This is a genomic window from Cohnella faecalis, from assembly GCF_003570905.1.
In the GTDB taxonomy this organism is placed as follows: Bacteria; Bacillota; Bacilli; order Paenibacillales; family Paenibacillaceae; genus Cohnella; species Cohnella faecalis.
The window spans coordinates 1,477,465-1,502,546 of sequence record NZ_QXJM01000039.1 but is presented as its reverse complement, the minus strand read 5'-3'; the positions used below and the strand labels follow the sequence as shown (position 1 = coordinate 1,502,546).

The following is a 25,082-nucleotide window of genomic DNA, read 5'->3' as shown; positions in this document are numbered from 1 at the left end:
CGGTTCGGGAGACAAGGCGAGCCGCGATTGGAAGAAGGAGTATGGTCATGGCCTATCATTTTCTAGCCTATCTTTACCGGATGCAATATATCGAACGTTGGAGCCTTATGCGCAACACCTCCCAGGAGAACGTAGCCGAGCATTCCTACCGGGTCGCGCTTCTTACCCATGTTCTTTGCAGCATCGCACGAAATGTATACAAAAAAGACATAGATCCCGACCGGGCGGCGGGCTATGCCTTGTTTCACGATGCGACCGAAGTCATCACGGGCGACATTCCGACGCCGGTCAAGCACCACAATCCCCGCATTCTCGCCAACTTTCGCGAAATCGAGGCTATTGCCGCCGACCGCTTGCTCTCAACGGTGCCCGGAGAGCTCCAAGCGGCCTACGAGCCGCTGCTAAAGCAGCAATCGGACGACCCGGAGCTGATCCGCTACGTCAAAGCGGCGGACCTGCTGGACGCCTATTTGAAATGCGTCAGCGAAATGTCCGCCGGCAACCGCGAGTTTGCAACCGCCCGGCGGCAAACCGAGCAGAAGCTGAACAAGCTCGACATGCCCGAGGTCGAATGGCTGCTGACGCATCTCGCCCCCAGCTTCGAAAAAACGATCGACGAAATATCCGAGGACGAGGAGTTTTAAGGAGCCGAAAGACCGTTTGAGCGGCACGGAAAACTTTGCTTGCATTTGCAAAATCCATTTATTCCGCTGCCGCCCCGTACTGCTCCGTTCGCTTTGCCGCCTGCTGCTTGCGAAGCAATCGGAACGCTCCTATACCGCAAGCGACAATCAGAACCGCGACCACGGTAAACAACGTTTCCCCGTTCGCCCACTCCATCGCGAGCCCGGCCGCAATCGGTCCGATTCCAGCCGCGAGCAAGCGGCTTGCCCCGAAGACGGCGAAGTAAAATCCGCGCCGTTCTTCTTCCGCCATCAGCGAAATTTCCTTTTGAATGTGCGGTCCGTAGATCATCTCACCAATTGTAAAAATAAATTCGGCCGCGTACAGAGCCACGATAGCGGTCGAGTATCCGTAGCCGATCGCAACGATTGAAAAAAGAGCATAGGAGCAGCCGATCAGCTTGTAAGAGCTCATCCGCTCCGTTTTGCGCGCGATCCAAATTTGCAGGGCGATAACGGCCAAGCCGTTGAAGGTCAGCATACCGGCAAAAACAGCTTGCGAATGGTCGAAATGCGCCTGCAAATGAATCGGCATCGCCGTCTCCGCCAGCGTATACAACAAGCTTACTGGCAGACTGAGCAAAGTGATGGCCAACAGCGTCCTTTCCTTGCGGAACAGCAGCTTGAGTCCTCCCTGCCGCCCTCCTCTCAACGAAGGAAGCCCCTTCTCTCCCGAGCTTTTTCGGGCAATGACTGCCGGTGCAGTCTCTTCCATTTTGAACGCAACGAGCAGCGTATAAGCGCAAGTGGCGCCTGCAGCGATAAAAAAGACGATTTGCGGATTCCATCGAAAAAGAGCCAGTCCAAGCATCGGGCCGATGGCGGCGCCAACGTTGAAAGCCGTGTGCAGCAGCGCATACACTTCCGCCCGCCGCTCCGCCGGAACCATATCGGTCATTTGAGCGTTCGAGGCGGGCATGAATAGCGCCTGTCCGATGCCGTTCAGCACCGACACGGCTGCGAACTGCCAGATGGCATCCGCGAACACGTATCCCGCCATGCTCGCCGCCTGCAGCAGCAGCGCGGCAATCATAACGGGCTTTCGGCCGAGCCGATCGCTCATGCCCCCGCCGAACCAGCTGACGAACAAGCCGCACAAAGGCTGCAAAGCGACGACAAGCATCGGCAGCAAGACGGATTCCAGGCGATCGTACAAATAGAGAACGAGAAAGGGCCGTATCATGAATCCGGTAATCGTCGTCAGAGCCGCCCCGATTACACGGATCCAAATCCCGCCGTCATAACGTAAAAGCGATTTTCGTACTAAGTTCATTTGGGCTGATTTCCTTCTGTCTGATCTAGATGCGCCTCACATTATACCATGGCCTATCCAACTAAAAACCCCGGTACCTTTTCCCAATCGGGAAGAGGTACCGGGGTCGTTCTCGCGAAGCTTTTTCGCTTAAATTACACAATCCATGGATTTTTCATCAACCAAATAATGACGATGAAAGCTACGAAAATAATGGAGCTTAGCGTCTGTACGCGGGAAATCGAGCTGCTCGCATCCTGTCCGCCGGACGAAAAAGCGACGATGTTTTTGAGAGGCTTTTGAACGATGCCGGACAGAGCGCCGATGACGAGAAACAGAACGACAATCGTGATCATCCATGCAACGGTATACTCCGCCATATTGGAAATCAAGTAACCGCCGGTCAATAATTGAAGCACAAGCGAGTATTGACCGATCCTTCCTGCCGATATAAGGCCGCTTGCCAATCCTTCTTGGGCTGAACCGGACAGCTTCTTGAACTTGCCGGCCAAAAAAGGCAATAAAGCGTAAATTCCCATTCCAACCGCACCGATTATGTGCAAAAACAACATAATGTCCAACATTAGTAATTCCCTCCACCATTATCCTGCGATTTTGATCCTAGACAAGTTTAGTATACACAAAAACGGAAGGGAGCAAAACCATAGAAAGGCAATCGCCATCACTTGTTCAACCTTTAACGCTCCCTGCCGAAATTTACTTGCCTAGCAAAATCTTCGTGTAAGGAGAGTCGATCGGCATAAGGATGACAGGCTCGTTCTTCAGCGTCGTCACGTAGCTGTCGAGCGTCCGATAAAATTGGTAAAAAGCAGGATCCTTGCCGTAAGCGGCATTGTAGATTTTGGCCGCTTGCCCTTCGCCTTCCGCAATGATCTTCTTCGCCGAAGCTTCCGCTTCCGCCATGAGCTCCGTTGCGTTCCGGTCCGCCTTGGACATGATTTTGCGCGATTCCTCGTCGCCCTCGGACAAATACCGGGCCGCGATCGACTGCCGGTCGGAAATCATGCGGTTATAGACGCTCTGCTTGTTCCCTTCCGGCAAATCCGTACGCTTGATGCGTACGTCGACGATCTTAATGCCGTAATGGTCTCTCTCGAGAGCGGTGGATACGTCATTCGTTATTTCGTCGTTAATATTGCCTCTGGCTGTGTTCTCGCTAATGATGCTGTCGTAATTGATTTCCGAAAGCTTGCGCCGCACCGAGTTGTACACCGCTTCGTCAATGCGCTGAATGCCGACTCCTACCGATTTGGCGGTTCTCAGAAACTTTTCCGCGTCCTCGATTCTCCACACGGTGTAATTGTCGACGATGATCGGCTTCTTATCCTTTGTCAAGATGGAGGTCGGATTGCTCTCGTACGTCATCTGCTGCTTCGGCAACGTCATCGTATTTTCCACGAACGGCATTTTCAGCTTCAGGCCCGGCGTATCCGCAACGCGAACCGCTTCCCCGAACTTAAGCACTACCTTGTATTGGCCTTCCTTGACGATATAGAAGGAGTTCAGCAGCAAAATAAAAGCCGCGAGTCCAATAACGCTATAAATTATCGCTTTTTTGCTCATTTCGCCGTCCCTCCTTGCGATGCTCCGCCCGTACTGCCGGATGCAGTCGGCGCAGCCGCTCCCTTCCCGGATTGAAGCAGCTCGTTAATCGGCAAGTACTTCACCGTGTCTCCGCCGGACGAATCCGAGATGAAAATTTTCGCGTTCGGCAAAATCTTCTCCAACGTTTCGATAATTAGACGGCTTTGAGTAACGTCAGGGTTCAGCTTGTATTGCTCGAAAATGGCGTTGAACTTGGCAACGTCCCCCTGGGCGTTCAGAATGCGAGACTTTTGCTCGGCGGTCGCTTTTTCAATAAGCGCTTGCGCCTCGCCCCTTGCCTTTGGAATCCGATCGTTCTCGTATTTGTTGGCGTTGTTGATCTTCGTGTTTTTCTCCTCGCGCGCGTTCGTTACTTCGCGGAACGCATCCTCCACCTGTCCGCTTGGAGGCTCGATATCCTGAAATTTGATATCTACAATTTGAATGCCGGTCTTGTATTTGGTTTGAAGCTCAAGCAGCTTCTCCCGGACTTTGTCCTGGATGGCGGTCTTCCCGTCCGTAATCGCGTAATCGAGCTTCTCCGAACCGATAACCGAACGAATCGAAGCGCTCGCCGCGTTGCGAAGGAATCTCTCCGGGTCGTCGACGTTATACAAGTAATCGCGAATGCTGCTAATTTTCCACTGTACTACAGCGTCTGCGGACACGATGTTCTCGTCGCCGGTGATCATCATAGCTTCTTCTTCCACAGGCGTAATCTGGTCGCCTACTTGACGGTAGCCGATATTAATCCGCTGCGTCAGCTCGGCCGGAACCTTGATCACCTGCTGAATCGGATATGGCCACTTGAAATGCAGCCCGGCCGTAGCTTCGTCGGTGTATTTGCCAAACGTCAGAATAGCGGCCCGCTCCTGCTCTTGCACCGTGTAAAAAGACGAATAACCGATCATCAACAAAATGACGACCCCGATGCCGATACCGATTTTTCGGAACAAGCCTGGCGGGATTTCATTGACATTGCGTCTCTTCCCGTCGGAATGAATGACTTCCATCTATGTGCCCCTCTCGATATATGGATAATCATTCATACGTCTGGAAACGACTGTCGTTTCAATAATAGGCAAAAAAAAGCCTTGATTCCAGTGCTCACGCACGGAATCAAGACTTTTTGGCTTGTGTTGCTTATTATGCTTTTTCGACGATTTGGATGACGTTGCGAACGGATTGCGCGGATTTCTCCAGCGCGGATTTCTCTTCGTCCGTAAGCTCGATCTCGATGATTTTCTCGATGCCGTCGCCGCCGAGGACAGCCAGAACGCCCATGAACAGGTTGTTGTAGCCGTATTCGCCTTCCAAAAGGGCGATGATCGGCAAGATGCGTTTTTTGTCTTTCAATATGGCTTCCGTCATTTGCACGAGCGAAGCGGCCGGAGCGAAGTACGCGCTGCCGTTGCCGAGCAGGTTGACGATTTCGCCTCCGCCGACGCGGGTGCGAGCTACGATAGCGTCGATTTGCTCTTTAGGGAGCAATTTTTCGACCGGGATGCCGCCGATCGTCGTGTAACGCACGAGCGGCACCATGTCGTCGCCGTGGCCGCCGAGAACGACGCCGCGGACATCTTCGACGGAAACGTTCAGCACTTGCGCGAGGAACGTGTTGTAGCGCGCCGTGTCGAGAACGCCGGATTGGCCGATGACGCGGTTTTTCGGAAAGCCAAGCGCTTTGTTGGCGACATAGGTCATGGCGTCAACCGGGTTGGACAGGATAATGACGTAAGCGTCAGGGGAAGTCGCTTTGATGTTCTCGCACACGGATTTTACGATACCTGCGTTCGTGTTAACGAGGTCGTCGCGGCTCATGCCCGGCTTGCGAGCGATACCGGCCGTGATGATAACAACATCGGAATTCGCGGCATCGTTATAGTCGGAGGTGCCGATAATGTTGGAATCGATTCCTTGAACGGGAGTGGACTCCAGCATGTCGAGAGCTTTGCCCTTCGTAGGGTTCTCAAGCTGCGGGATGTCGAGCAGGACGACGTCGCCTAATTGTTTCTGCGCAAGCATAAGCGCCGTCGTAGCGCCCGTGAATCCGGCGCCCACAACGGTAATTTTCGCACGTTTGATAGCCATCTCGTTGTTACCTCCTCATTCATCCCATCGGCTCAGTACCGATGATTGAATCGTTCCTCCGCGTCCGCTAGCGACGCAATTCCGCTATCCCCTTCGCTCAGTTAAAGCGGCGCAGCTCCCTGGCTCTCTCTCACAAGGTCGGGGGTTATGCGTTTAGTTCCGCTATCCCCTTCGCTCAGCGGAGCGATTTACTGCATGATGTACAGTTAATCAACTTCATAGCTTATTGCTCCCCGATCTAAATGTAAATCATACATCTAAATCAGGTACAAACGCCCCAAGCCCCAACTTTCCGCCAACTAAATGTACTTTTTGCAGCTAACTCCACCCAAACTCCGATATTACTCGAAAATACATGTACAAAATACAGTTGAGCAACTAAGCAGCGGCTGGCCAGACATGTATGGATGATGCAAGGTTCGTTAGTATGTATCAGATGCGTTGGTGTGTAGCGTGCATTGGTATGTGTAGGATGAGTTAAAGCCCGGCAACATACGCCGTGCGATCCCAACAAACAATCCCATTAGCTTGTTTGACAGTGGCTGGCAGAGGCGAAAGCCTCGCCAGTCAAAAGTCAAACCGCGCTTACCCCGCTCGCACCCTGCAATTCGCCGAATCGCACGTCATGCGGGTGTCCAGAGGGCTGCCGCCCTTTGGAGTCCCCCTTGGAAAGGGGATTTAGGGGGTTCGAGAATTTTGAATATAAGGGGGGCAGTATCTCCCTTACATGTTAGCGATAATTTGGTCGGCAAACTCCGAGCACTTGATTTCCTTCGCGCCTTCCATCAAGCGAGCGAAGTCGTAAGTGACGGTTTTGTTGTTGATGGACGTCTCGATGCCTTTGTAGATCAGGTCAGCCGCTTCTTGCCAGCCCAGGTGCTCGAACAGCATAACGCCGGACAGGATGACGGAGCCCGGATTTACGACGTCTTTGTCCGCGTATTTCGGAGCGGTGCCGTGCGTAGCTTCGAAGATGGCATGTCCGGTCGCATAGTTGATGTTGGCGCCCGGAGCGATACCGATACCGCCGACTTGAGCGGCCAGAGCGTCGGACAGGTAGTCGCCGTTCAGGTTCAACGTCGCGATGACGTCGAAGTCGGTCGGACGGGTCAAAACTTGTTGAAGCGCGATATCGGCGATAGCGTCCTTCACGAGAACTTTGCCGGAATCGAGAGCCGCTTTTTGAGCCGCGTTAGCCGCTTCCTCGCCTTGCTCCGCTTTGATAGCGTCGTATTGGCCCCAAGTGAACGTTTGGTCCGCGAACTCTTGCTCGGCCACTTCGTAGCCCCAGTTTTTGAACGCGCCTTCCGTGAATTTCATGATGTTGCCTTTGTGAACGAGCGTTACCGACTTGCGGTTATGCTTGATCGCGTACTCGATCGCAGCGCGGACGAGACGTTTGGAGCCTTCGGACGATACCGGCTTGATGCCGATACCGGACGTTTCCGGGAAGCGAATTTTTTTGACGCCCATTTCTTTTTGCAAAAACTCAAGCACTTTTTTAACGTCGGCGGATTCGGCTTGGTACTCGATGCCGGCGTAGATGTCTTCCGTATTTTCGCGGAAAATGACCATGTCGACTAGCTCGGGACGTTTGACCGGGGAAGGCACGCCGTCGAAATAACGAACCGGACGCAAGCAGACGTACAGATCAAGCTCTTGGCGCAGCGCCACGTTCAGGGAACGGATACCGCCGCCGATCGGAGTGGTCAACGGTCCTTTGATCGCGATGATATACTCGCGGATCGCCGTCAGCGTATCGGCAGGCAGCCATTCGCCGTAAGCGTTGAACGCTTTTTCACCGGCGAAAACTTCGTACCATGCGATTTTTTTCTCGCCTTTGTATGCTTTCTCGACAGCTGCGTCCAGAACGCGCTGGGATGCGCGCCAGATGTCGCGGCCTGTGCCGTCGCCTTCGATAAAAGGAATGATCGGGTTATTGGGGACGTTCAGAACGCCTTCGGTTACGGTAATCGATTGGCCGGATGTCGGCAGTGCGAATTTTTCCAGTTGCATAAGTTTGTTGTTCCTCCCAAAATGTTAATATTTCGCAAGAAACCGGCGCGCATCGCCCCCGCCCAATCGCTAAGGAGCCAGCCCGCCGGTAAAAGCTTTATTCTGTTATCCCCGTTTTGCAATCGGCACGTAATGTTGGCCGACGGGACCGACGTATTCCGCGCGAGGGCGGATCAGACGGTTGTCTTCGAATTGCTCCAGCACGTGAGCGGTCCAGCCCGATACGCGGCTGATCGCGAAAATCGGCGTGAACAAATCCCGAGGAATGCCGAGCATTGTGTAGCAGGACGCGGAATAGAAGTCGACGTTCGGCTTCAATCCTTTTTGGCCGGTTACGAGATCCTCGATCTTAACGGACATCTCGTACAGCGTGCTGTCGCCGTTCAGCTCGCCGAGCTGGCGGGACATCTGCTGCAAGTGCTTCGCGCGAGGGTCGCCGTCTTTGTAGACGCGATGACCGAAGCCCATGATCTTCTGCTTGTTGTTCAGCTTGTTCTGGATGTACGGCTCGACGTTGTCCAGGGAGCCGATATCGTCCAGCATAACCATAACCGCTTCGTTAGCTCCGCCGTGAAGCGGGCCTTTGAGAGCACCGATTGCGGAGACGACGCCGGAATAAATATCCGACAGCGTAGCGACCGTAACGCGGGCTGCGAACGTCGATGCGTTCAGCTCATGGTCCGCGTGAAGAACGAGCGCCTTGTCCATCGCTTCGACCGCCACTTGCGCAGGCTCTTTGCCGCTGAGCATGTACAGGAAGTTATAAGCAACTCCGACGCCCTTCTTGGGAGCGACGGGCTCAAGCCCTTGACGAATGCGCGCGAACGCAGCTACGACCGTCGGCAGTTGAGCTTGCAGCTTCACCGCTTTGCGGACATTCGCTTCGCGGCTCATGTCGTTCGCTTCGCCGTCATAAAGAGCGAGGCTCGAAACCACGGTGCGCAACGCCGCCATGGAGTTGCTGTCTTTAGGATAAAGACGCAGGCTTTCGATGACTTCCGAAGGAACTTCGGCGAATTCGCCAAGTTGAGCGATAAGCCCGTCCAATTCGGATTGCGTAGGAAGCTTGCCATGCCATAGTAGATAAGCGACTTCTTCAAAGGTCGCTTGTTCAGCGAGTTCGTCGATGTTGATGCCCCGATACGTCAGAACGCCATCGATAATCGAGCTGATAGACGATGCCGCCGCTACGATTCCTTCCAAGCCTTTCGTTGCCGTCATGGTTCTCTCTCCTTTTTACGAAAAATAAAAGTCAGCCGATCCCGCCGCACAAGCGGTCACGGGCTGCCTGAAAGTCTGCATGCGCAAGAGCAGGAGCAACTCCCGGCTCAAAAATTCACGCAATACGCAAATTCACGCCACTTTTTCAACCATTTTTAATGATAAGTCATTTTTAAGGCGAATGGAACCGCTTGACGCATAAAATTGCTTTATCGACGTCATAGAAATCCGCTATCTCATGTCCGCCGTATACGTAATTTGCTTAATTTGTCACATTCGATACATTATTATGATGCCCAAGATGACCAAGCCGCGCAAACAGCTAAAGGAAAATGCCGAAATGGAATTTTGGGATTGCCGTTGCGGCGGCCGATTGTTGCGAAACACTAATTTCCCAAACATTACCTTCCGATATAAAATGGAAATGAATAGGGGGAATATTCAAGTGAAATACTTTGTCGTTCTATGGATTGTATTCGCTTTGGCGCTATCGGGATGTTCCAAAACGAAACAATCGGAAGCAAACACCGCCGCTGTACAAAGCACCGAACCTGCAAGCGAATCAAACAAGTCCGAGCCGGCTGAACCATCGAAATCTCCGGACGAAAACAAAAAATCCGGCCAGTCGTTGAAAATTGACAAGGGGCTATCCCGTACGGAAGTGACGCTTCCGGCTTCATTCTTTGACGAAAACTCCAATGAAGAGGAGGTTGCGTTAAAAGCAAAAGAAAGAGGAATCAGCGAAGTTAAAAAGAACGCTGACGGTTCGTATACTTATACAATGTCCGAGGATGCGTACAACAAAATTGTTAAAGAAACCAAAGAGAGCACCCTTGAATACATCAATGGATTAAAAGGAAGCTCGGATTTCCCGTCCATTAAAGATATCGAATATGACGATTCGCTTACTGAATTTACTTTGATTGTCGATAAGACGGCTTTCGAAAAAGGATTTGAAGGAATGGTCGCTATCGGAATAAGCGCGAGCGGGATGATGTACCAAGCTTTTAACGGCGTAAAGCCGGACAAGCTTAAAGTGACGGTTCACGCTAAAGACGTCGAAACCAAAAAAGTTTTTAAGACGACAGTCTACCCAGATGCATTTCAACAATAAAAGCCGGTCGAGGCATTCCAGGAAAGATCGATCCTTCCATTATACTGTCTGAATGTTTATTTCTTTATCGACGTCATAAAGGTTCTTTTGCTCGGGCGCTGCCGAATGGTACAATGTTGCTTAAAAAGCTAACGGAGACAAGGAGTTGAGTGGCGCGATGGGTTCATCTTCTGTGACCGGAATTATCGATATCGGCTCCAACACGGTTCGACTCGGCGTCTATCAGTTGACCGAAGGCGGCGCGCACCGCGTCATTGATCAAGGCCGCTTCGCAGCCAGACTCAGTCAGCGGTTAACACCGGAAGGGCTCCTTCCGGAAGAAGCGGTCGAAGAGCTTGTCGAAGTGCTTCGCCACTATAGGCAAATATGCCTGAAGCACGGCGCTACCCGCATTCGTGCGGTCGCGACGGCCGCCATACGCCAAGCGGCCAATCGGGATAACTTGCTGCGCTACTTAAAAGCCGCAACAGGAGTGGAAGTCGAACTGCTCTCCGGCGACGAGGAAGCGCGGATCGGCAGCGAAGCGATGACAAGAACGATGAACGTCCAGGACGGCTTCGTCGTCGACATCGGCGGCGGAAGCACCGAGCTATCACTGCTAAGGGACGGGCGCCTCGTCTCCTCCGTATCGTTCCCGATCGGTTGCGTCAATACGGCGGGGCGACATGCTCTCGGCGACGATCCTGTCCCTCTAACAAAGCTTCAAGACATGCAGGAAGAGATGCGCGCCCTGCTTCAGCGGCACAGCTGGACGACCCAGCACCCCGGCTTGGCGTTGATCGGACTGGGCGGCACGGTTCGCGCGTTGGCCAAGCTTCGACAACGCGAATCGGATTATCCTTTTCCTCTGCTGCACGGCTATGAGATGTCGGACTCCGAAGTGGAAGACTCGCTCCATAAGCTTGCGGACATTCCGGTGGACAAGCGTCGGAAGCTGCCAGGCTTGTCCAAGGATCGAGGCGACGTCATCGTGCCGGGGCTCGCTCTGCTGCTCGCCGTCATCCGCGAAATCGGCTCCACCCGCCTCATCGTCTGCGGAGCCGGTTTGCGCGACGGCCTCTTTCTGGAAACCTGCGTTCCGCGTTCGCGCCGGGAGACGGATGAGACGGCTGCCGCAGGCGAACGCGTAAACCAAGTGCTGGAAGAAAGCATCCGCAATTTGACCGCATTATATCCTACCGCTCCGGAGGAACATCTGAGCCAAGTAAGCCGTTTGGCCGTCACGATGTTCGACGTCCTCGCTCCGGATCGGGAAATTCCGTCCGACATGAGGCTGCTTCTCGCTTCGGCGGCCCGGCTGTTTCGGATCGGCGCGGTAATCGACTTCAACAATTGCGCTGACCATACGTTTTACATGCTTGTCCATACGCATTGGAACGGTATGTCGCATCGGGAAATTTTGTTGACGGCAGCGATTGCCTCCTACCGCGGAACGAACTCGTTGCGCCGGCAGCTGTCCCCCTACCGCTCCATACTGAGCGAAGGGGATATGGAAGCGGTATCCAAGCTCGGAGCGCTGCTGCAGCTTGCTTCCGCGCTCGACCGCAGCGAGTCGCAGGCGATCCGTTCTCTGGAGATGGTCATCCTATCCGGCAAGCTGCTGTTGGCCGCCTTGGCGGATCATCCTCTTCCCGTCGAGCGGCTGGAGGTCGAGTCGCTCGGCAAAGATTTCCGCAAAGCTTGGGACTGACGCCGAAGCTGCAAATTCGCTGCTAGCCAAAGGCAAAGGCTTTAGTACTATGGCCGGCATGCGCGCTCACCGCCACCTGCCGTTTCGCTTTTCCACCCTATCATGCCGCACGAAAAAAAAGGCCAAGGCACGGGATCATCATCCCGCACCAAGGCCTTTTTTGCGCTATTATTCATTTTCCAAGCCGACCGCCACCGTCTTCCACAACGGAATATCGGCCGCTTCGAATTGGCTCCGCAAAGGAGTGTGCTCGTTTGAGACCCGAACATAGCTTCCGTTGGCAAGCAGCTCCCGGGCTTTCACGTTGTCGTGTAGATTCATTTGGAGCAAATTAAGCAGCATTTGGCTTAAGCCGGTGTCGTACACGGGGCACATGATTTCGATGCGCCGCGTCAAGTTGCGCGTCATCCAGTCCGCACTCGAAATGTACACCTGATCTTGACCCCCGCCGCCCACAACCAGAATGCGGGAGTGCTCAAGAAACCGGTCGACGATGCTGACGACCCGGATGTTCTCGCTCAAGCCGGGAACCCCCGGACATAAGCAGCATACCCCTCTCACGATAAGCTCGATTTTGACGCCGGCCCGGGAAGCCTCGTATAGCTTGTCGATCATCGACTGATTGGACAAAGAGTTCATCTTCGCCACGATGCGAGCCGGACGGCCTGCCTTGGCATGAGCGATTTCCTTGTCGATCAGATCGAACAGCTTCGGCTTCAGGCCGATCGGTGCAACGGCGAAGCTGCGCCAGTCGTGCGGGGTCGAATAGCCCGTCATTTCGTTAAACAGAGCGGAAGCGTCGGCCCCGATATCCGGATGGCAGGTGAACAGCCCCGCATCCGTGTACAGACGGGCCGTGTTCTCGTTGTAGTTGCCCGTTCCCACATGGACGTAACGGCGCAGCGAGCCGCCCTCCCGCCGAACGACCAATGTAATCTTGGCGTGGGTTTTCAGTCCGGCAAGCCCATAGACGACGTGACAGCCGGCCTTCTCCAGCTGGCGCGCCCATGCGATGTTGCGCTCCTCATCGAACCGGGCTTTTATTTCGACGACGACGGTAACCTGCTTGCCGGATTCCGCCGCCTTCGCCAGCGCCTGCACGAGCACGGAACCGGTGCTGACCCGATACAACGTCATCTTGATCGCCAGGACGTCAGGATCGGAAGCCGCCTCCAGAATAAAATCGTTAACGACCTCGAATGACTCGTATGGATGGTAAAGTAGGACATCCCGTTCCCTCAGGACGGACAGCATGTTGTCGGCTTCCTCGAATTCGACCGGATAGACCGGCTCTACCCGAGGATAACGAAGGTGGTCAAGGTTCGGAAGCATATTCGCGAACTTGGACAGAAATCCGAGATCGAGCGGACCGTCGATTTCATAAACGTCGTCCTCCAGTCCCAGCTCATCCTTCAGCAGCTCCAACGCGTGCGAGTGGATGCCGTCCTCGACCTCCAGCCGAACCGGAATACCCCTCTGCCGCCTCCGAAGCTCCTTCTCGATCTCCTGCAGCAAATCCTCCGCGCCTTCCTCGTTAAGCGTGAGATCGGAATTTCGCGTCACGCGGAACGCATGCACCGCTTCGGTCTCGTAGCCACTGAACAGCAGGCCGATCTGCTCCTTGATCAATTCCTCCAGCAGCAAAAAGCTTTGCTTCCGGCTATTGCGCCGTCCCGGAACGGGAATCGTACGCGGAAGAATGGACGGCACCTGAACGATAGCGCAAAACGTCCGCTCGCTCGACATATCCGTCTCCGCCGCATCGTTCTTGCGAAGCACGACGGCCAAGTAAAGCTCTTTGCTGTGAACAAGCGGAAAAGGACGGCTCACATCGACCGCCATTGGAGTCAGCACGGGATAGACGATGTCTTGAAAATACGACTTCATCGAGTCCTGCTGCTCCTCGTTCAAATCCTCCCACGGCTGCAGCAGGACGCCTTCCTTGGCGATCATGCGCATCAGATCTCTGTAGACGCGATATTGCTGCTTGGTCACTCTTTCGGTTCTCTTGATAATTCTCTTAATGAGGCTTTGCGGAGAATAACCGGTGAAATCGGCTTTCTGATAGCCTGCCTTGCGCTGATCGTTAAGGCCCGCTACGCGCACGCTCATGAATTCGTCCAAGTTGCTGGATACGATGGCAAGAAACTGGAACCGCTCCAGCAGAGGAGTAGCGGCGTCTTCCGCTTCCTCCAGCACGCGGCGGTTAAATTCGATCCAGCTCAAATCGCGGTTTATATACTTTTTGAAGCTTCCGCTTTGCCGCATCGCTCCGATCGAACCGGATTGGTGCAGGCGAATCGCCTTTCTCATAAGGAGTTCCTCCTGTTTCGTACAAACCGGATATCTCTTCCTCATTATGTTATCAAATTGTAAAGCCTGCGTTAACCGATCATTAACCCAAAGTAAAATGGACAATCTCTATAAAAAGAATCTCAAAGCTTTCCGAAGACCGAACCCGATAGGGTATAATAGGAAAAAAGAAGAAGACGAATTCCGCGGCAGCGGAAAAAAGGAGGCCGGTGCTTGGACCGGAGGCTTGCGATCGCATGGCGTCTGATTATCGTCGTTGCGATTATCGGAGGAGGTTGCTTCGTCGTCTGGTGGGCGCTTCCGCTCGTGTATCCTTTTATACTCGGCTGGCTGCTCGCTTATGCCTTGAATCCGCTCGTTTCTTTCTTTCACCTCAAAGCCCGATTCCCCCGTTGGCTTGCCGTTACGCTCACGCTGCTCCTCTTCACCGCCGCTATGCTGACGATCGTCTCCGCGCTTGTCATGCGCCTCGTCTCGCAAATCATGAACTTGTCGGGTTCTCTCCAAAGCTCCGTCGCCTGGGTGGAAACGACGTTCAACGCTTTTCTCGCCCGTCCGGACATCCATGATCTAATCGAACGGATCAATACCTTCTATAAGGAAAATCCCAACTATCAGGAAACGATCAACAGCCGTGTCTCCGATACCGCACAGGCTTTGACAGCTGCGGGCACCAGCCTGATCGGCGGTTTTTTGAACGGAATCGTGAGCGTCCTCTCCTCGCTGCCGGAGGTAGCGACTATTACGGTCGTCGTGCTGCTCGCTTCGTTCTTCATAAGCAAGGATTGGCACCGTCATCTGAGCAGACTGAGCGACTGGTTCCCCGAAGGCTTGCGGCGGAGAACCGGCGAGGTCGCGAAGGATTTGAAGCAAGCTCTGTTCGGATACGTACGGGCTCAGCTTATTATGATTTCGATAACGGCGGTCGTCGTCACGTCCGGCTTGTTCATGCTCGGGGTAGAGAACGCTATATCCATCGGGCTGTTAATCGGCTTCGTCGATCTGCTGCCTTACTTGGGTGTAGGAGCGGCGATGATCCCGTGGATCGGCTATGTGTTCCTTGCCGGCGACTGGCAGCTAGGAACGGGACTCTCCGTCCTGTACGGCGTCGTGCTCGTCGCTCGCCAATTCATTGAACCGAAGGTGCTTGCCTCCAGCGTCGGCCTCGACCCGCTGCCCACTCTAATTGCGATGTTCGTCGGATTGAAGCTGTTCGGATTTTTCGGCCTTATTATCGGTCCCGTCTCGATCGTCGTGCTAACCGCTTGTCATCGAGCGCGAGTATTCCGGGATGTCGGCCGATTTATCCGGTTCGGTACGGGAAGACTGTGACGGCTATTTTCAAAAAGGGCCTCGGCGGATCGAAATCGAGCCGGATCTCACCTTTTTCTCCAGCCACCGGTACATGAACAATCGGTAAATCGGGCGCGTAAACGGCAAGAGCAGCGTAATGCCGACGATATCGGACAAAAAGCCCGGCAGTAACAGCAGAAGCCCTCCGGCGAGGACGCACAGTCCGTCAAGCAGGGCAAATCCCGGCATTTGACCGGATTGCAGCTGACGCCGGGCATCCGCCCATATTTTGCTTCCTTCGGCCCGGGCGAACCAGCCGCCGAGAATTCCCGTCAGCAATAGCAGACCGAACGTCGTAATTCCGCCGATCCTCTGAACCATCTCAATGATTCCCCATAGCTCGATAGCCAGAAAAATAATAAAGATAACCGCCAGACGCTTCACCATTATAAGTGCCTCCTTCTGCCGAATATGGGGCGTAATCGCTCAATCGCCCGTATGGGCCAGATCTTTCAATGCGGCATACCAGTCCGGAGCTTCCCGATCGAGCCTTATCGGCCTCCAGCTATCGGATTTGACCCATACGTGACGGGTTCCTCCGCGCACGAGCGCGGCGCCGGGAGGCTCGTCGCCCTCATAAGTAAAGCCGTTAGCCGCTTCAGTCAGATCGCCTCCGACGATACGGGATTCAAAACGGACTCGAACCGCCGACAGCTCGGCCACCCGCGTACATACCGTAACCCAATCGTCGTATCCGGCAGGCTTGCCGAACGAAGCTTCGACATCCGTCACCGGCAACAGCAATCCTTTCTTCTCCATCTCCAAATAGGAAATGCCGGCGCGGCGAACCCACTCCGTTCTGCCGATTTCGAACCAGGTCAAATAGTTGGCGTGATAGACGACGCCCATCCTGTCCGTCTCCTGATAACGAACGCGCAGAGGATGCAAAGACCAAATTTTCATCGATGAAGAACCTTCCTCTCCAAACAGTGCAGCGACGCTCCCCGTGCATACTTCACTGAACGTAAAGCTTAGCTTTCCTTTTATTATACCGATAGCGATGAAGAAAGAAAAAAAGCCGCCTTCGCAGACGGCCGTTATCATTCTTTCCTTTCCATATGCAGGACGAATTCCGCAACGACTTGAGGATCGAAGCGGCTGCCGCTGCCTTCGAGCAGCTTCTTAAGCGCCTTCTCACGGCTTAGCGGCGTTCGGTTCGGCTTCGGCTTCCGCTCGGTCATGACGTCATAGGCGTCGACGACCGCGAGCAGTCTGGAAAACTCGGGAATTTGGTCGTGCTTGAGACCGTATGGATAACCGGTGCCGTCCCAATGCTCCTGCATGGATAAGATCGCCTCCGCAAGCGCCGGCTCTCCCAAGGAGAAAGCGAGGCGATAACCGATCTCGCTATGGTTGCGAACCACCTCCCATTGCTCAGGGGTAAGCTCTTCCTCGTTCGCCAGCAGCTCTTGAGGAATAGCGATTTTGCCGACGTCGTGAAGCCTCGCCAGCATCTTCAGCATGTTCATCTGCGGGGATTGGGGCGGAATGCCCATCCTCTCCGCCAATTCGGAAGCAAGCGTCGCAATCCGTTCCACATGCCGCGGATCCTCGATGCCTTGCTCATACATCGTATCCGATATATTTTCCATGAGCCTTTTTCTCGAATCCCGGCTCTCCAGCATCTTCTTCTTGTACATTTCTTTCTCCGCATGCAAAAACAGCTGCGCATACTCGTCCTGTGGACGGCTGGACGTAGCGGCACCAACCGACATGCTGATCTTGATCGGCTTGCCGTCCGATGCCTGACAAGCCTCGTCCAGCCGATCGATTAGCCCAAGACATTCCTCGCGGTCCGTATTCGGAAGCAGGATGAGAAATTCGTCTCCGCCCCAGCGTGCGCAAATCGCCTTCTCCCCGAATACCGATAGAAGGATTTGGGCGGCCTTAAGCAACAATTCATCGCCCAAGAGGTGACCGAAAACGTCGTTCACCAGCTTTAATCCGTTCATATCGGCCATGATCAGACTGAACGGCCGTTCGCTTCCTTTGCCGTTATGATCCATCCACCGGTCGACGTGCCCCCGATTCCACAAGCCGGTCAGCGGGTCGTGGCTGCTCATGTATTCGAGCCGCTTTTGCGATTTGCGCTGCTCCGTTACGTCGGTCATGACGATCATGATCCGAACTTGCTCCGTCGTGAACGGCACTTGAATTTTTTTATAATCGAGCCGCAGCTTTTTGCCGCCCAAATCGCATTCCGCAGGGAGCTCGTCAAGAAAAGACGACGAATCCTCGACCATGGCGGACAGGAGCAGGCTCTCGGCCTTGTCGCGCATCGATTGATCGTCCGGCCATAGCAGCTCGGTTACGTTCAGCCCGCTTATTTTGCGATCGAATAGCCGCTGGCACTCCGAGCTGGTTTGCCTTTGCACCTTGAGGCTGCCGTCTACGGTAAGAAACCCTTGTCCGACATTGTCCAGCAGCGTCTTCATTTCGGCTTCCATCCGGATCAAGGCGTTGCTCTGCCTATCGCTGATAAGCAGCACCTTGTTCATTTCTTTCAGCAGCTTTTCGTACCGATCCGAAAGCATCGCATAGCCGGGCAAAAGCTCGTTGTCATGATGCTTGGCCGCTTCCATTACGGTTTTTGCCTGCTGCAGCGTTGTCCGTTCTTCGGCAAAGCCGAAAAAAGCATCTTCTTTTCGTTTCGCCACTTTGCGTTATTCCTCCCGTCCGCCACTGCGCCCGGCCAGCCTGAAAGCAAGCAAAGTCATGTCGTCTCTTTGAGGCTCTTGCCCCATATAGATAGCCAGCTCGCGCTCCAACTGACGGCCTTGATCGAGTAAAGGCATTGCGCCAAAAGATTCAATAGCGTTCTTAAGCTTCGTTTTGCCCAGCGATACATTCTTAGGGCCGCCGTTCTGATCGATAACGCCGTCCGTAACCAGATAATAAGCCGAACCGGAGTCGGCCGCGAATTCGTGGTCCGCGTAATCATAGCTCTCGGGCGTTCTCCGGTAGCCGATCGCCTTGCGGTCGCCCTGAACGATCCGTACTCCGTCCTCTCCCGCGACGAGCATGCGGATACCAGCGCCGGAATAAGTCAGCTTGTTTCCTTCTATTCGGCAAAGCCCAAGCTCCAGCCCGTCGTCCGTCAGCCCTTCCGGATCGGTCTGATGCAGCGTGTCCTTCAGCAGAACGTTAAGCTTGGCGAGAACGCGGCCCGGACTCTTCTCTTCGCCGACTGCGGCAATACGATCCAGCAGAGAGACGCTGAGCATCGTCATCAACGCGCCGGGGACGCCGTGACCCGTACAGTCGCCGACCGCCACCCAAGTGACTTCCCCGCTTTTTTTCAGCCAGTAAAAATCTCCGCCGACGATGTCCCGCTGCTTCCAGTAGACAAAATGCTCGGAGAACGCGGCGTTCAAATCGGCCTCGGACGGCAGAACCGTCCTTTGAATTCGATTGGCGTAGCCGATGCTGTCCGTCATCTCGCGGTTTTTGCGCCCCAGCTCCTCCGTGCGCCCTTCGACCAGCATCTCGAGCTCTTCGTTCATGCGAAGCGCTCTTTTGTAGGGGTCGGCAAGCTTCCGGGAGACGTTCGCAAAAAGGAAAACGATCAGAATAAGAGTCACGATCGCCGCGATCGCCGTGTTGACTTTTATCGTATCCAGAAATCCCGTCGTTTCGCTTCGCGGAATTTGAACCCACAACCGCAAATCGGACGAACGAATCGGATAACTGATCATATCGTACATCCGACCGTTCTCGTCCTTCGTTTCGAGCACCAGCTCTCGCCCCGATTCGGACTCGGCGAGCTCGTTGCGCGTTTCTTCGGACAAGTAGGCCGAGACATAGTCTCCCGTCTGCTCGGGATCGCCGGACAATTGTATCTTGCCGTCGACGTCGACGAGCCAGAGACGGCGGCCGCCCCCATTGCCATAAGAAGCGAAGTTTCCCGCGAGCTTCGACAAGCTTAGGCCGACTCCCGCGACGCCTATCGGCTTGTCGGCCGTCCCGATAAGGACATTCGCGAACACAAAGGTGTCTTTGCGCCTGGCGTTCGTATCGACGACGATATTCGTTTTGCGTCCTGCTTCGAGCGTCTCATAAAACCATTTGTCGTCTTCCTTGGACCGGTCCAGCGTTTGCAGCACCTTCCCCGATTCGGACCAATACCGGTTGGAGACGGCGCTGACGATAAAGGAATTCGTATAGTCGTAAGCGCCGGGAATGCGGGACAGCTTCTCAAGAATGAGCCGTCCAAGCTCGTCGTCCGCCTCTCCGCCCCGAACCCACTTGACGACCGCCGGATCGTCGGCAAGCATCTGGGACGTCTCCAGCGCCCGATCGATACGTCCCTCGACTCGGCCCGATACCGCTTGGGCAATCCGCGAGAGATCGCCTGTCTTCAGCTTCTTGATTACTTCGCCCTCGGTAATCCTGTAGGACAAAAATCCGACAAGAGCCGTCGAAAACACGAGAAGCACCGCCGCCAGCAGCATCACCTTAAACACGCTTCCGTCATACAGCGCCAGGCGGCGTTTCTTTTCCTTCGTCATTACTGGGCCGCCTTAGGTAAAATATGAAATGGAAGGCTCAAGTCCTCCTTGAAATCCTCCGCGCATTCGAGCTCGCTTTCGTTCTCCTCGTCGTAGTACCATAGCACTTCGATTTTTTTGCCCGCCAAATGCGCTTGATCCAGCTTTTCCAGCAGCATGACGAAGCATTTGGTGCTCGTCGTGTTGATGTAAGGAAGCTGAAGCTCGATCTCCACCCGGGAATCGGAATTCAATTGGAGCAAATAGAGGTCCACCCACTTGAGCAGCGGCTCGTAGAAAGCAAATGCATTCTCGGGATAAGACTGCCCTCGGATGGCAAGCACGTTCGCTTCCGGGTCGAAGCGCACCTCCGGCGTGCTTCTCGAAGGGGAAAGCGTCATTTGTTCAATGGTCCTCATTCTATACGACCGCCTTTAAGGTGAAGAACGATACGCGATCGTCCAATTTGGTCACCGAATATTCGAGAGGAAGCGCCGCCTTGCGGGCTATATCGATCAAGCCGACGCCCGCACCGGAGGAAGTGCCGTCGAACGGCTGTTTGAGCTTTTCTTTGTACAGTCGCTTAAGCTCGTCCTTCTGAAGGTTTATGATAGGCTCGATATGGGAGATTAACGTCGCCAGATCGCCATTGTCGACCAGATTGCCCGAACAGATGAAGTTGCCGTCCGTCTCTCTGCCGATCGTGACGATACAGGATGACGAGATTTGATCGTAGAGTGCGGATTCGGATTTGCTCGTGCAATAATTTTTGATGTTTTGGGTTTGCTCGATGAAAATGGAAAATATATGATAAATCTCGTTTTTAGGACGCTTGTCCGTCTCCAAGTATGTTTTAACGGCTTCCCCGTATTCCTCGATCAATTGCTGCGATAAGCGACCGGAAAAGCTGATCAGTATGCCGTTGCGACGGAGTACCGTCTGTACTTCAAGCAGCGGATTGTCTTCCAAATACATGCCACTCCCGTCAGTTTGTTTACCGTCATTATAACATGCTGTTTCCCGGAAAATGTGACATTAAGCAACGATTTGCGACAAACTTCTAAGAATTTGATTCAGGCCCGATGCAAAGAGAGCCCCGCGAGTCTGCAATAGACTGGCGGGGCTCCTTCAATCGCAACCGATAAGGATTACAACACTTTCGCTTGGCCGGAATAAATAACTCCGTGCTCGGCGTACAAAGTAACTTCCTTGCCGTCGGACAGCAATTCCAACGCGTTAGACACTCCGACGATAACCGGAATTCCGAGGTTAAGGCCGACGACTGCCGCGTGGCACGTAATGCCGCCGCATTCGGTAATAACGGCTGCCGCTTTTTCGAAAGCAGGCATATATTCCTTGTCGGTGGACGGAGCGACGAGAACCGCGCCCGGAGTCATTTTCTTGACTGCTTCTTCCGGAGTGCGGGCGGTAATAACTTTGCCCGTCGCGCTAAGGGAGCCGATGCCTTGCCCTTGAGCAAGCAGCTCGCCGACGTGGTGAATCTTGATCAGGTTCGTCGTGCCGGAACGACCGACCGGAACGCCGGCCGTAATGATAATCGTGTCGCCGAGACGGACAAGACCGGAATCGAGGGCGCCTTTGACGGCGATGTCGAACATTTCGTCAGTCGTTACCGCAGGCGTTCCGCTAACCGGAATGACGCCCCATACCAATTGCAGGCGGCGTTTCACCTGTTCGTTAGGCGTAACGGCGACGATTGGCGATTTCGGACGGTATTTGGATACCATGCGCGCCGTATAGCCGGATTCCGTGGACGTAACGATAGCTTTGGCATCCAGGTCGAGCGCCGAGTTGGCAACCGCTTGGCTGATCGCTTCCGTAACGGAAGTTTGCTGCGCGTTCGCTTGCTTTTGGAAAATTTCGCGGTAGTGAAGCGCAGACTCCGCACGTTCGGCGATGCGAGCCATCGTCAGTACGGATTCGGTCGGATATCTTCCCGCAGCCGTTTCGCCGGACAGCATGATCGCGTCGGTGCCGTCGAAGATCGCGTTTGCGACGTCGGAAGCTTCCGCGCGAGTCGGGCGCGGATTGCGCTGCATCGAGTCCAGCATTTGAGTCGCGGTAATAACCGGCTTGCCCGCACGGTTGCACTTCTCGATCATTTGCTTTTGTACGAGCGGCACTTCTTCCGCCGGGATTTCGACGCCGAGGTCGCCGCGGGCAACCATCAAGCCATCGGATACTTCGAGTATTTCATCCAAGTTGTCGACACCTTGCTGGTTCTCGATCTTGGAAATAATTTGAACGTGGCGAGCGTCATGGCGCTCCAGCAATTCGCGGATTTCAAGAACGTCGCTAGCGCGGCGAACGAACGAGGCGGCGATGAAATCGATGCCGATTTCGATGCCGAACTTGATGTCGCTGATGTCTTTTTCGGTAAGGCCCGGCATGGAAATCGCGACTCCGGGAACGTTAACGCCCTTCTTGCTCTTGATCGGGCCGCTGTTAACGATTTGGCATTTGATTTCGGTGCCTTGAATATCTACGACGGTCAAGCCGATCAGGCCGTCATCGATTAGAATCGTCGAGCCGACGTGAATGTCGCTCGGCAATTCCTTGTAGGTAACGGGAACGCGGTCTTTGTCGCCGAGAATTTCTTCGGTCGAAAGCGTAATGTATTCGCCTTGGACGAGCTCGATCGGCTCTTCCTTCAGCTTGCCTAGACGGATTTCCGGCCCCTTCGTGTCCAGAAGGATTGCGACGGTCTTGTCCAATTCCTGACAAGCTTGGCGAATCGTTTTGATCCGGTTGCCGTGCTCTTCGAAGTCGCCGTGCGAGAAGTTCAGACGGGCAACGTTCATTCCCGCCGTAATGAGCTTCTTCGTGTTCTCTAACGATTCGCTGGATGGGCCGATGGTGCAGACGATCTTGGTTTTGCGCATGAGTTCTTTTTCCTCCACCTGTGTATATTGCGGGTTTACTCCAATCCTGCCGTGCCGAAACGTCCGACTTTGCGAAACTTCGCGAAGCGGTCGTCGCGTAATTCATCCGGAGACATCGAGATCAGCTCCTGCAGATGGCGCCATAACGCCTCTCTGATCGCTTCGGCTTGCGTCGCCGGATCCCGGTGCGCTCCTCCGAAGGGTTCGGGGATGATGTCCTCGATGACTCCGAATTCAAGCAAATGCTTGGCGGTTATTTTCATCGCTTCCGCAGCCTGATCGGCCTTGGAGGCGTCTTTCCACAAAATCGATGCCGCTCCGTTCGGCGATATGACGGAGTAGATGGCGTTCTCCAGCATAAGGACGCGGTTGCCCAAGCCGAGCGCCAAAGCGCCCCCGCTTCCGCCCTCGCCGATGACGACGCAGATGATCGGAACGCCAAAAACCGCCATTTCGCGCAAGTTACGCGCGATCGCTTCCGACTGGTTCCTCTCTTCGGCCGTATCACCGGGATAAGCGCCTTTCGTGTCGATGAACGTAATGATAGGCCGTCCGAATTTGTTAGCCTGCTGCATGAAGCGCAGAGCTTTCCGGAATCCTTCCGGATGCGGACTGCCGAAAAACCGTTGAATGTTGTCTTTCGTATCCTTGCCGCGCTGATGTCCGACGACCGTGACCGGAACGCCGTTCAGCTTCGCCAAACCGCCGACGATAGCAAGATCGTCCGCAAACACCCGGTCGCCGTGAAGCTCGATAAAATCACTGAAAACGAGATTGATATAATCAAGCGACGTCGGACGGGAATGATGACGGCCAAATGCATAATTTGAGCCGCGGTAAGATTGCCGTAGATTTCTTTCTCTTGTTCGTCATAACGCTGTTCGAGACGGCCGATCTCATCGGTGAAATCGATCTGCTTCTCAGCACCGAACCGCTTCAATTCATCGATCTTCTTGCGAAGCTCGGCGAGCGGCCGCTCGAATGGCAACTCATTGGACATTCGCCGGCTCTCCTTTCCAAGCATGCATGTCTAACAACTTTGTCAGGGTCGCCTTCATTTCCTTGCGGTGGACGACTTTGTCCAGCTGACCGTGCTTAAGATTGAATTCCGCCGTCTGAAAGTTCTCAGGCAGCTTCTGGCGTATCGTCTGTTCGATGACGATACGTCCCGCAAAACCGACGATAGAGCCGGGCTCGGCCAAATTGTAATCGCCGAGACTCGCGAAGCTGGCGGAGACGCCGCCAAGAGTAGGATCCGTGAACACGGAAATGAACAAGCCGCCGTCTTCCTGGAATTTCGCAAGAGCGGCGCTCGTCTTGGCCATCTGCATGAGACTGAGTATGCTCTCTTGCATCCGGGCTCCGCCGGAGGTGGAGAACAACAGAAGAGGGAGCTTCTTCTCCATAGCGTGCTCGATGGCTCTCGTCACCTTTTCGCCGACGACGGAGCCCATGCTGCCGCTAAAAAAATCGAAGCTCATGACGCCGACGACGAGCTCAAAGCCGCCTATCGTCCCGGTTCCTGTGACGATGGCGTCTTTCAGCCCGGAGCTTTCCTTCTGCTGCTCGAGCTTCTTGGCGTAGCCGGGGAACTGCAGCGGGTCTTCCGAAATCAAATCGGCATCAAGCTCAAAAAGACGCCCTTCATCGAGCGTCATCGCAATGCGCTCCCAGGCGTTCAGTCGAAAATGGTGCCCGCAGGTCGAACAAATCTTCAAGTTTTTCTCCAGCTCTTTGCTGAACTGGATCGTACCGCATTTGGGGCATCGATTCATTAAACCTTCCGGAATTTCGCGTTTCGGTCGATCGGGATTGCTTACGCGCTCCGAAGGGATAACGGCATACTTTTTCTTTTGGAACAAATCCTTGAACACAGCGACACCTCACAAGACGCAAAAATGGCGGTCCGTCCATCCGGAAGCGGTCCGCGGTGTTCGGGCGCAGCCAGGCCTCTTCGTTCGTACTGCTCGTTGTCTGGCAGAACGAATTACAGGTGCAGAATCGATCCGAGCACTTCCTGCACTTCCTGCACTTCGCCGGAAGGAACCAATATTTCGTATTGCGGTTTCGTTAAATTAATGGGGCGTACCCGAACAAGAAACCCTTCTTCGGTCAATCGCTTCTGAATCCGCTCGGCGATCTTCGCGGTCGGCGCAATGTAGATGACCGTCCACATGAGCGTTCCCCCAATTTCTCCATCATTCCTGAATGAAACGGACTGGATAATGCAATAACGAAATCATAGCACACAAGTCGCAAGACTAGCAACCGATAGGGGCGGGCTTATCTATTGCATGCCCTTCGGTGGCGCGAACCCGCTGAATCATTCGAATAGAACCAACTGACAATGAAAA

At 54.3% G+C, this 25,082-nt stretch carries 21 protein-coding genes and 1 pseudogene; 4 read left to right on the top strand and 18 right to left on the bottom strand.

Going from position 1 to position 25,082, the window contains the following annotated elements:
* Positions 1-47: 47 nt before the first annotated feature.
* Complete coding sequence (gene yfbR, locus D3H35_RS20005; RefSeq protein WP_119150925.1) at positions 48-644, top strand: 5'-deoxynucleotidase; 597 nt, start codon at positions 48-50, stop codon at positions 642-644.
* Between the two features lie 58 nt (positions 645-702).
* On the opposite strand, the gene D3H35_RS20000 is transcribed toward yfbR, so the two are convergent.
* From D3H35_RS20000 to citZ, 7 genes are all read right to left on the bottom strand, one after another.
* Positions 703-1,956 (bottom strand): MDR family MFS transporter, encoded by a 1,254-nt coding sequence (locus tag D3H35_RS20000; protein ID WP_119150924.1) that lies wholly within the window; start codon positions 1,954-1,956, stop codon positions 703-705.
* 134 nt (positions 1,957-2,090) lie between these two features.
* Positions 2,091-2,519 carry a hypothetical protein gene (locus tag D3H35_RS19995; protein ID WP_119150923.1) on the bottom strand — a complete coding sequence of 143 codons (429 nt, stop codon included), beginning with the start codon at positions 2,517-2,519 and terminating at the stop codon, positions 2,091-2,093.
* Positions 2,520-2,652: 133 nt separating this feature from the next.
* Entirely contained in the window at positions 2,653-3,519 is an 867-nt protein-coding gene (hflC, locus tag D3H35_RS19990) for a protease modulator HflC (RefSeq protein ID WP_119150922.1), read from the bottom strand.
* The gene (gene hflK / locus D3H35_RS19985; protein ID WP_119150921.1) at positions 3,516-4,553 is read right to left on the bottom strand and encodes an FtsH protease activity modulator HflK; all 1,038 of its coding nucleotides are present in this window, start codon (positions 4,551-4,553) and stop codon (positions 3,516-3,518) included. The genes hflC and hflK overlap by 4 nt, the downstream gene beginning before the upstream one ends.
* A gap of 133 nt (positions 4,554-4,686) precedes the next feature.
* Complete coding sequence (gene mdh, locus D3H35_RS19980; protein WP_119150920.1) at positions 4,687-5,631, bottom strand: malate dehydrogenase; 945 nt, start codon at positions 5,629-5,631, stop codon at positions 4,687-4,689.
* Between the two features lie 723 nt (positions 5,632-6,354).
* A complete protein-coding gene (icd, locus tag D3H35_RS19975; RefSeq protein ID WP_119150919.1) occupies positions 6,355-7,647 on the bottom strand; it encodes an NADP-dependent isocitrate dehydrogenase in 1,293 nt (430 codons plus the stop codon).
* A gap of 105 nt (positions 7,648-7,752) precedes the next feature.
* The gene (gene citZ / locus D3H35_RS19970; RefSeq protein WP_119150918.1) at positions 7,753-8,868 is read right to left on the bottom strand and encodes a citrate synthase; all 1,116 of its coding nucleotides are present in this window, start codon (positions 8,866-8,868) and stop codon (positions 7,753-7,755) included.
* 301 nt (positions 8,869-9,169) lie between these two features.
* Between citZ and D3H35_RS19965 the strand changes: the two genes are divergently transcribed.
* Both D3H35_RS19965 and D3H35_RS19960 read left to right on the top strand, forming a co-directional pair.
* Positions 9,170-9,982 carry a hypothetical protein gene (locus D3H35_RS19965; protein WP_147355902.1) on the top strand — a complete coding sequence of 271 codons (813 nt, stop codon included), beginning with the start codon at positions 9,170-9,172 and terminating at the stop codon, positions 9,980-9,982.
* A 157-nt stretch (positions 9,983-10,139) separates the two neighbouring features.
* Positions 10,140-11,672: a Ppx/GppA phosphatase family protein gene (locus D3H35_RS19960; protein ID WP_119150916.1), complete on the top strand. Its 1,533-nt coding sequence runs from the start codon at positions 10,140-10,142 to the stop codon at positions 11,670-11,672.
* A gap of 168 nt (positions 11,673-11,840) precedes the next feature.
* On the opposite strand, the gene ppk1 is transcribed toward D3H35_RS19960, so the two are convergent.
* Entirely contained in the window at positions 11,841-13,940 is a 2,100-nt protein-coding gene (ppk1, locus tag D3H35_RS19955; protein ID WP_119151244.1) for a polyphosphate kinase 1, read from the bottom strand.
* A 258-nt stretch (positions 13,941-14,198) separates the two neighbouring features.
* On the opposite strand from ppk1, the gene ytvI reads away from it, so the two are divergent.
* Positions 14,199-15,317, top strand: a complete 1,119-nt coding sequence (gene ytvI, locus D3H35_RS19950; RefSeq protein ID WP_119150915.1) for a sporulation integral membrane protein YtvI — start codon at positions 14,199-14,201, stop codon at positions 15,315-15,317.
* Positions 15,318-15,326: 9 nt separating this feature from the next.
* Here ytvI and D3H35_RS19945 read toward each other — a convergent pair whose 3' ends face one another.
* The 10 genes and pseudogenes from D3H35_RS19945 to D3H35_RS19900 all read right to left on the bottom strand — a co-directional run bounded on the left by D3H35_RS19945 (position 15,327) and on the right by D3H35_RS19900 (position 24,904).
* On the bottom strand, positions 15,327-15,725 hold the full coding sequence (locus tag D3H35_RS19945; protein WP_119150914.1) for an FxsA family protein: 399 nt from the start codon (positions 15,723-15,725) through the stop codon (positions 15,327-15,329).
* A 39-nt stretch (positions 15,726-15,764) separates the two neighbouring features.
* A complete protein-coding gene (locus D3H35_RS19940; RefSeq protein WP_119151243.1) occupies positions 15,765-16,241 on the bottom strand; it encodes an acyl-CoA thioesterase in 477 nt (158 codons plus the stop codon).
* Between the two features lie 137 nt (positions 16,242-16,378).
* Positions 16,379-17,995 (bottom strand): diguanylate cyclase domain-containing protein, encoded by a 1,617-nt coding sequence (locus tag D3H35_RS19935; RefSeq protein WP_119150913.1) that lies wholly within the window; start codon positions 17,993-17,995, stop codon positions 16,379-16,381.
* Positions 17,996-18,001: 6 nt separating this feature from the next.
* A complete protein-coding gene (locus tag D3H35_RS19930; protein WP_119150912.1) occupies positions 18,002-19,846 on the bottom strand; it encodes a SpoIIE family protein phosphatase in 1,845 nt (614 codons plus the stop codon).
* Positions 19,846-20,244, bottom strand: coding sequence for a DUF1987 domain-containing protein (locus tag D3H35_RS19925; protein WP_199728551.1), 399 nt, complete (start codon positions 20,242-20,244; stop codon positions 19,846-19,848). The genes D3H35_RS19930 and D3H35_RS19925 overlap by 1 nt, the downstream gene beginning before the upstream one ends.
* Position 20,245: 1 nt before the next feature.
* The gene (locus D3H35_RS19920; protein ID WP_119151241.1) at positions 20,246-20,794 is read right to left on the bottom strand and encodes a SiaB family protein kinase; all 549 of its coding nucleotides are present in this window, start codon (positions 20,792-20,794) and stop codon (positions 20,246-20,248) included.
* Between the two features lie 179 nt (positions 20,795-20,973).
* Positions 20,974-22,728 (bottom strand): pyruvate kinase, encoded by a 1,755-nt coding sequence (pyk, locus tag D3H35_RS19915; RefSeq protein WP_119150911.1) that lies wholly within the window; start codon positions 22,726-22,728, stop codon positions 20,974-20,976.
* Positions 22,729-22,763: 35 nt separating this feature from the next.
* Positions 22,764-23,728 (bottom strand): annotated as a pseudogene (locus D3H35_RS19910) (acetyl-CoA carboxylase carboxyltransferase subunit alpha).
* Positions 23,718-24,602 carry an acetyl-CoA carboxylase, carboxyltransferase subunit beta gene (gene accD, locus D3H35_RS19905; RefSeq protein WP_119150910.1) on the bottom strand — a complete coding sequence of 295 codons (885 nt, stop codon included), beginning with the start codon at positions 24,600-24,602 and terminating at the stop codon, positions 23,718-23,720. The pseudogene D3H35_RS19910 and the gene accD overlap by 11 nt, the downstream one beginning before the upstream one ends.
* A 113-nt stretch (positions 24,603-24,715) precedes the next feature.
* Entirely contained in the window at positions 24,716-24,904 is a 189-nt protein-coding gene (locus D3H35_RS19900; protein WP_119150909.1) for a glutamate decarboxylase, read from the bottom strand.
* Positions 24,905-25,082 lie beyond the last annotated feature (178 nt).

Coding starts and splice junctions, on each gene's coding strand:
- yfbR (WP_119150925.1), top strand. CDS start 48: ATGGCCTATCATTTTCTAGCCTATCTTTACCGGATGCAATATATCGAA.
- D3H35_RS20000 (WP_119150924.1), bottom strand. CDS start 1,956: ATGAACTTAGTACGAAAATCGCTTTTACGTTATGACGGCGGGATTTGG.
- D3H35_RS19995 (WP_119150923.1), bottom strand. CDS start 2,519: ATGTTGGACATTATGTTGTTTTTGCACATAATCGGTGCGGTTGGAATG.
- hflC (WP_119150922.1), bottom strand. CDS start 3,519: ATGAGCAAAAAAGCGATAATTTATAGCGTTATTGGACTCGCGGCTTTT.
- hflK (WP_119150921.1), bottom strand. CDS start 4,553: ATGGAAGTCATTCATTCCGACGGGAAGAGACGCAATGTCAATGAAATC.
- mdh (WP_119150920.1), bottom strand. CDS start 5,631: ATGGCTATCAAACGTGCGAAAATTACCGTTGTGGGCGCCGGATTCACG.
- icd (WP_119150919.1), bottom strand. CDS start 7,647: ATGCAACTGGAAAAATTCGCACTGCCGACATCCGGCCAATCGATTACC.
- citZ (WP_119150918.1), bottom strand. CDS start 8,868: ATGACGGCAACGAAAGGCTTGGAAGGAATCGTAGCGGCGGCATCGTCT.
- D3H35_RS19965 (WP_147355902.1), top strand. CDS start 9,170: ATGACCAAGCCGCGCAAACAGCTAAAGGAAAATGCCGAAATGGAATTT.
- D3H35_RS19960 (WP_119150916.1), top strand. CDS start 10,140: ATGGGTTCATCTTCTGTGACCGGAATTATCGATATCGGCTCCAACACG.
- ppk1 (WP_119151244.1), bottom strand. CDS start 13,940: ATGCGGCAAAGCGGAAGCTTCAAAAAGTATATAAACCGCGATTTGAGC.
- D3H35_RS19945 (WP_119150914.1), bottom strand. CDS start 15,725: ATGGTGAAGCGTCTGGCGGTTATCTTTATTATTTTTCTGGCTATCGAG.
- D3H35_RS19940 (WP_119151243.1), bottom strand. CDS start 16,241: ATGAAAATTTGGTCTTTGCATCCTCTGCGCGTTCGTTATCAGGAGACG.
- D3H35_RS19930 (WP_119150912.1), bottom strand. CDS start 19,846: ATGACGAAGGAAAAGAAACGCCGCCTGGCGCTGTATGACGGAAGCGTG.
- D3H35_RS19925 (WP_199728551.1), bottom strand. CDS start 20,244: ATGAGGACCATTGAACAAATGACGCTTTCCCCTTCGAGAAGCACGCCG.
- pyk (WP_119150911.1), bottom strand. CDS start 22,728: ATGCGCAAAACCAAGATCGTCTGCACCATCGGCCCATCCAGCGAATCG.
- D3H35_RS19900 (WP_119150909.1), bottom strand. CDS start 24,904: ATGTGGACGGTCATCTACATTGCGCCGACCGCGAAGATCGCCGAGCGG.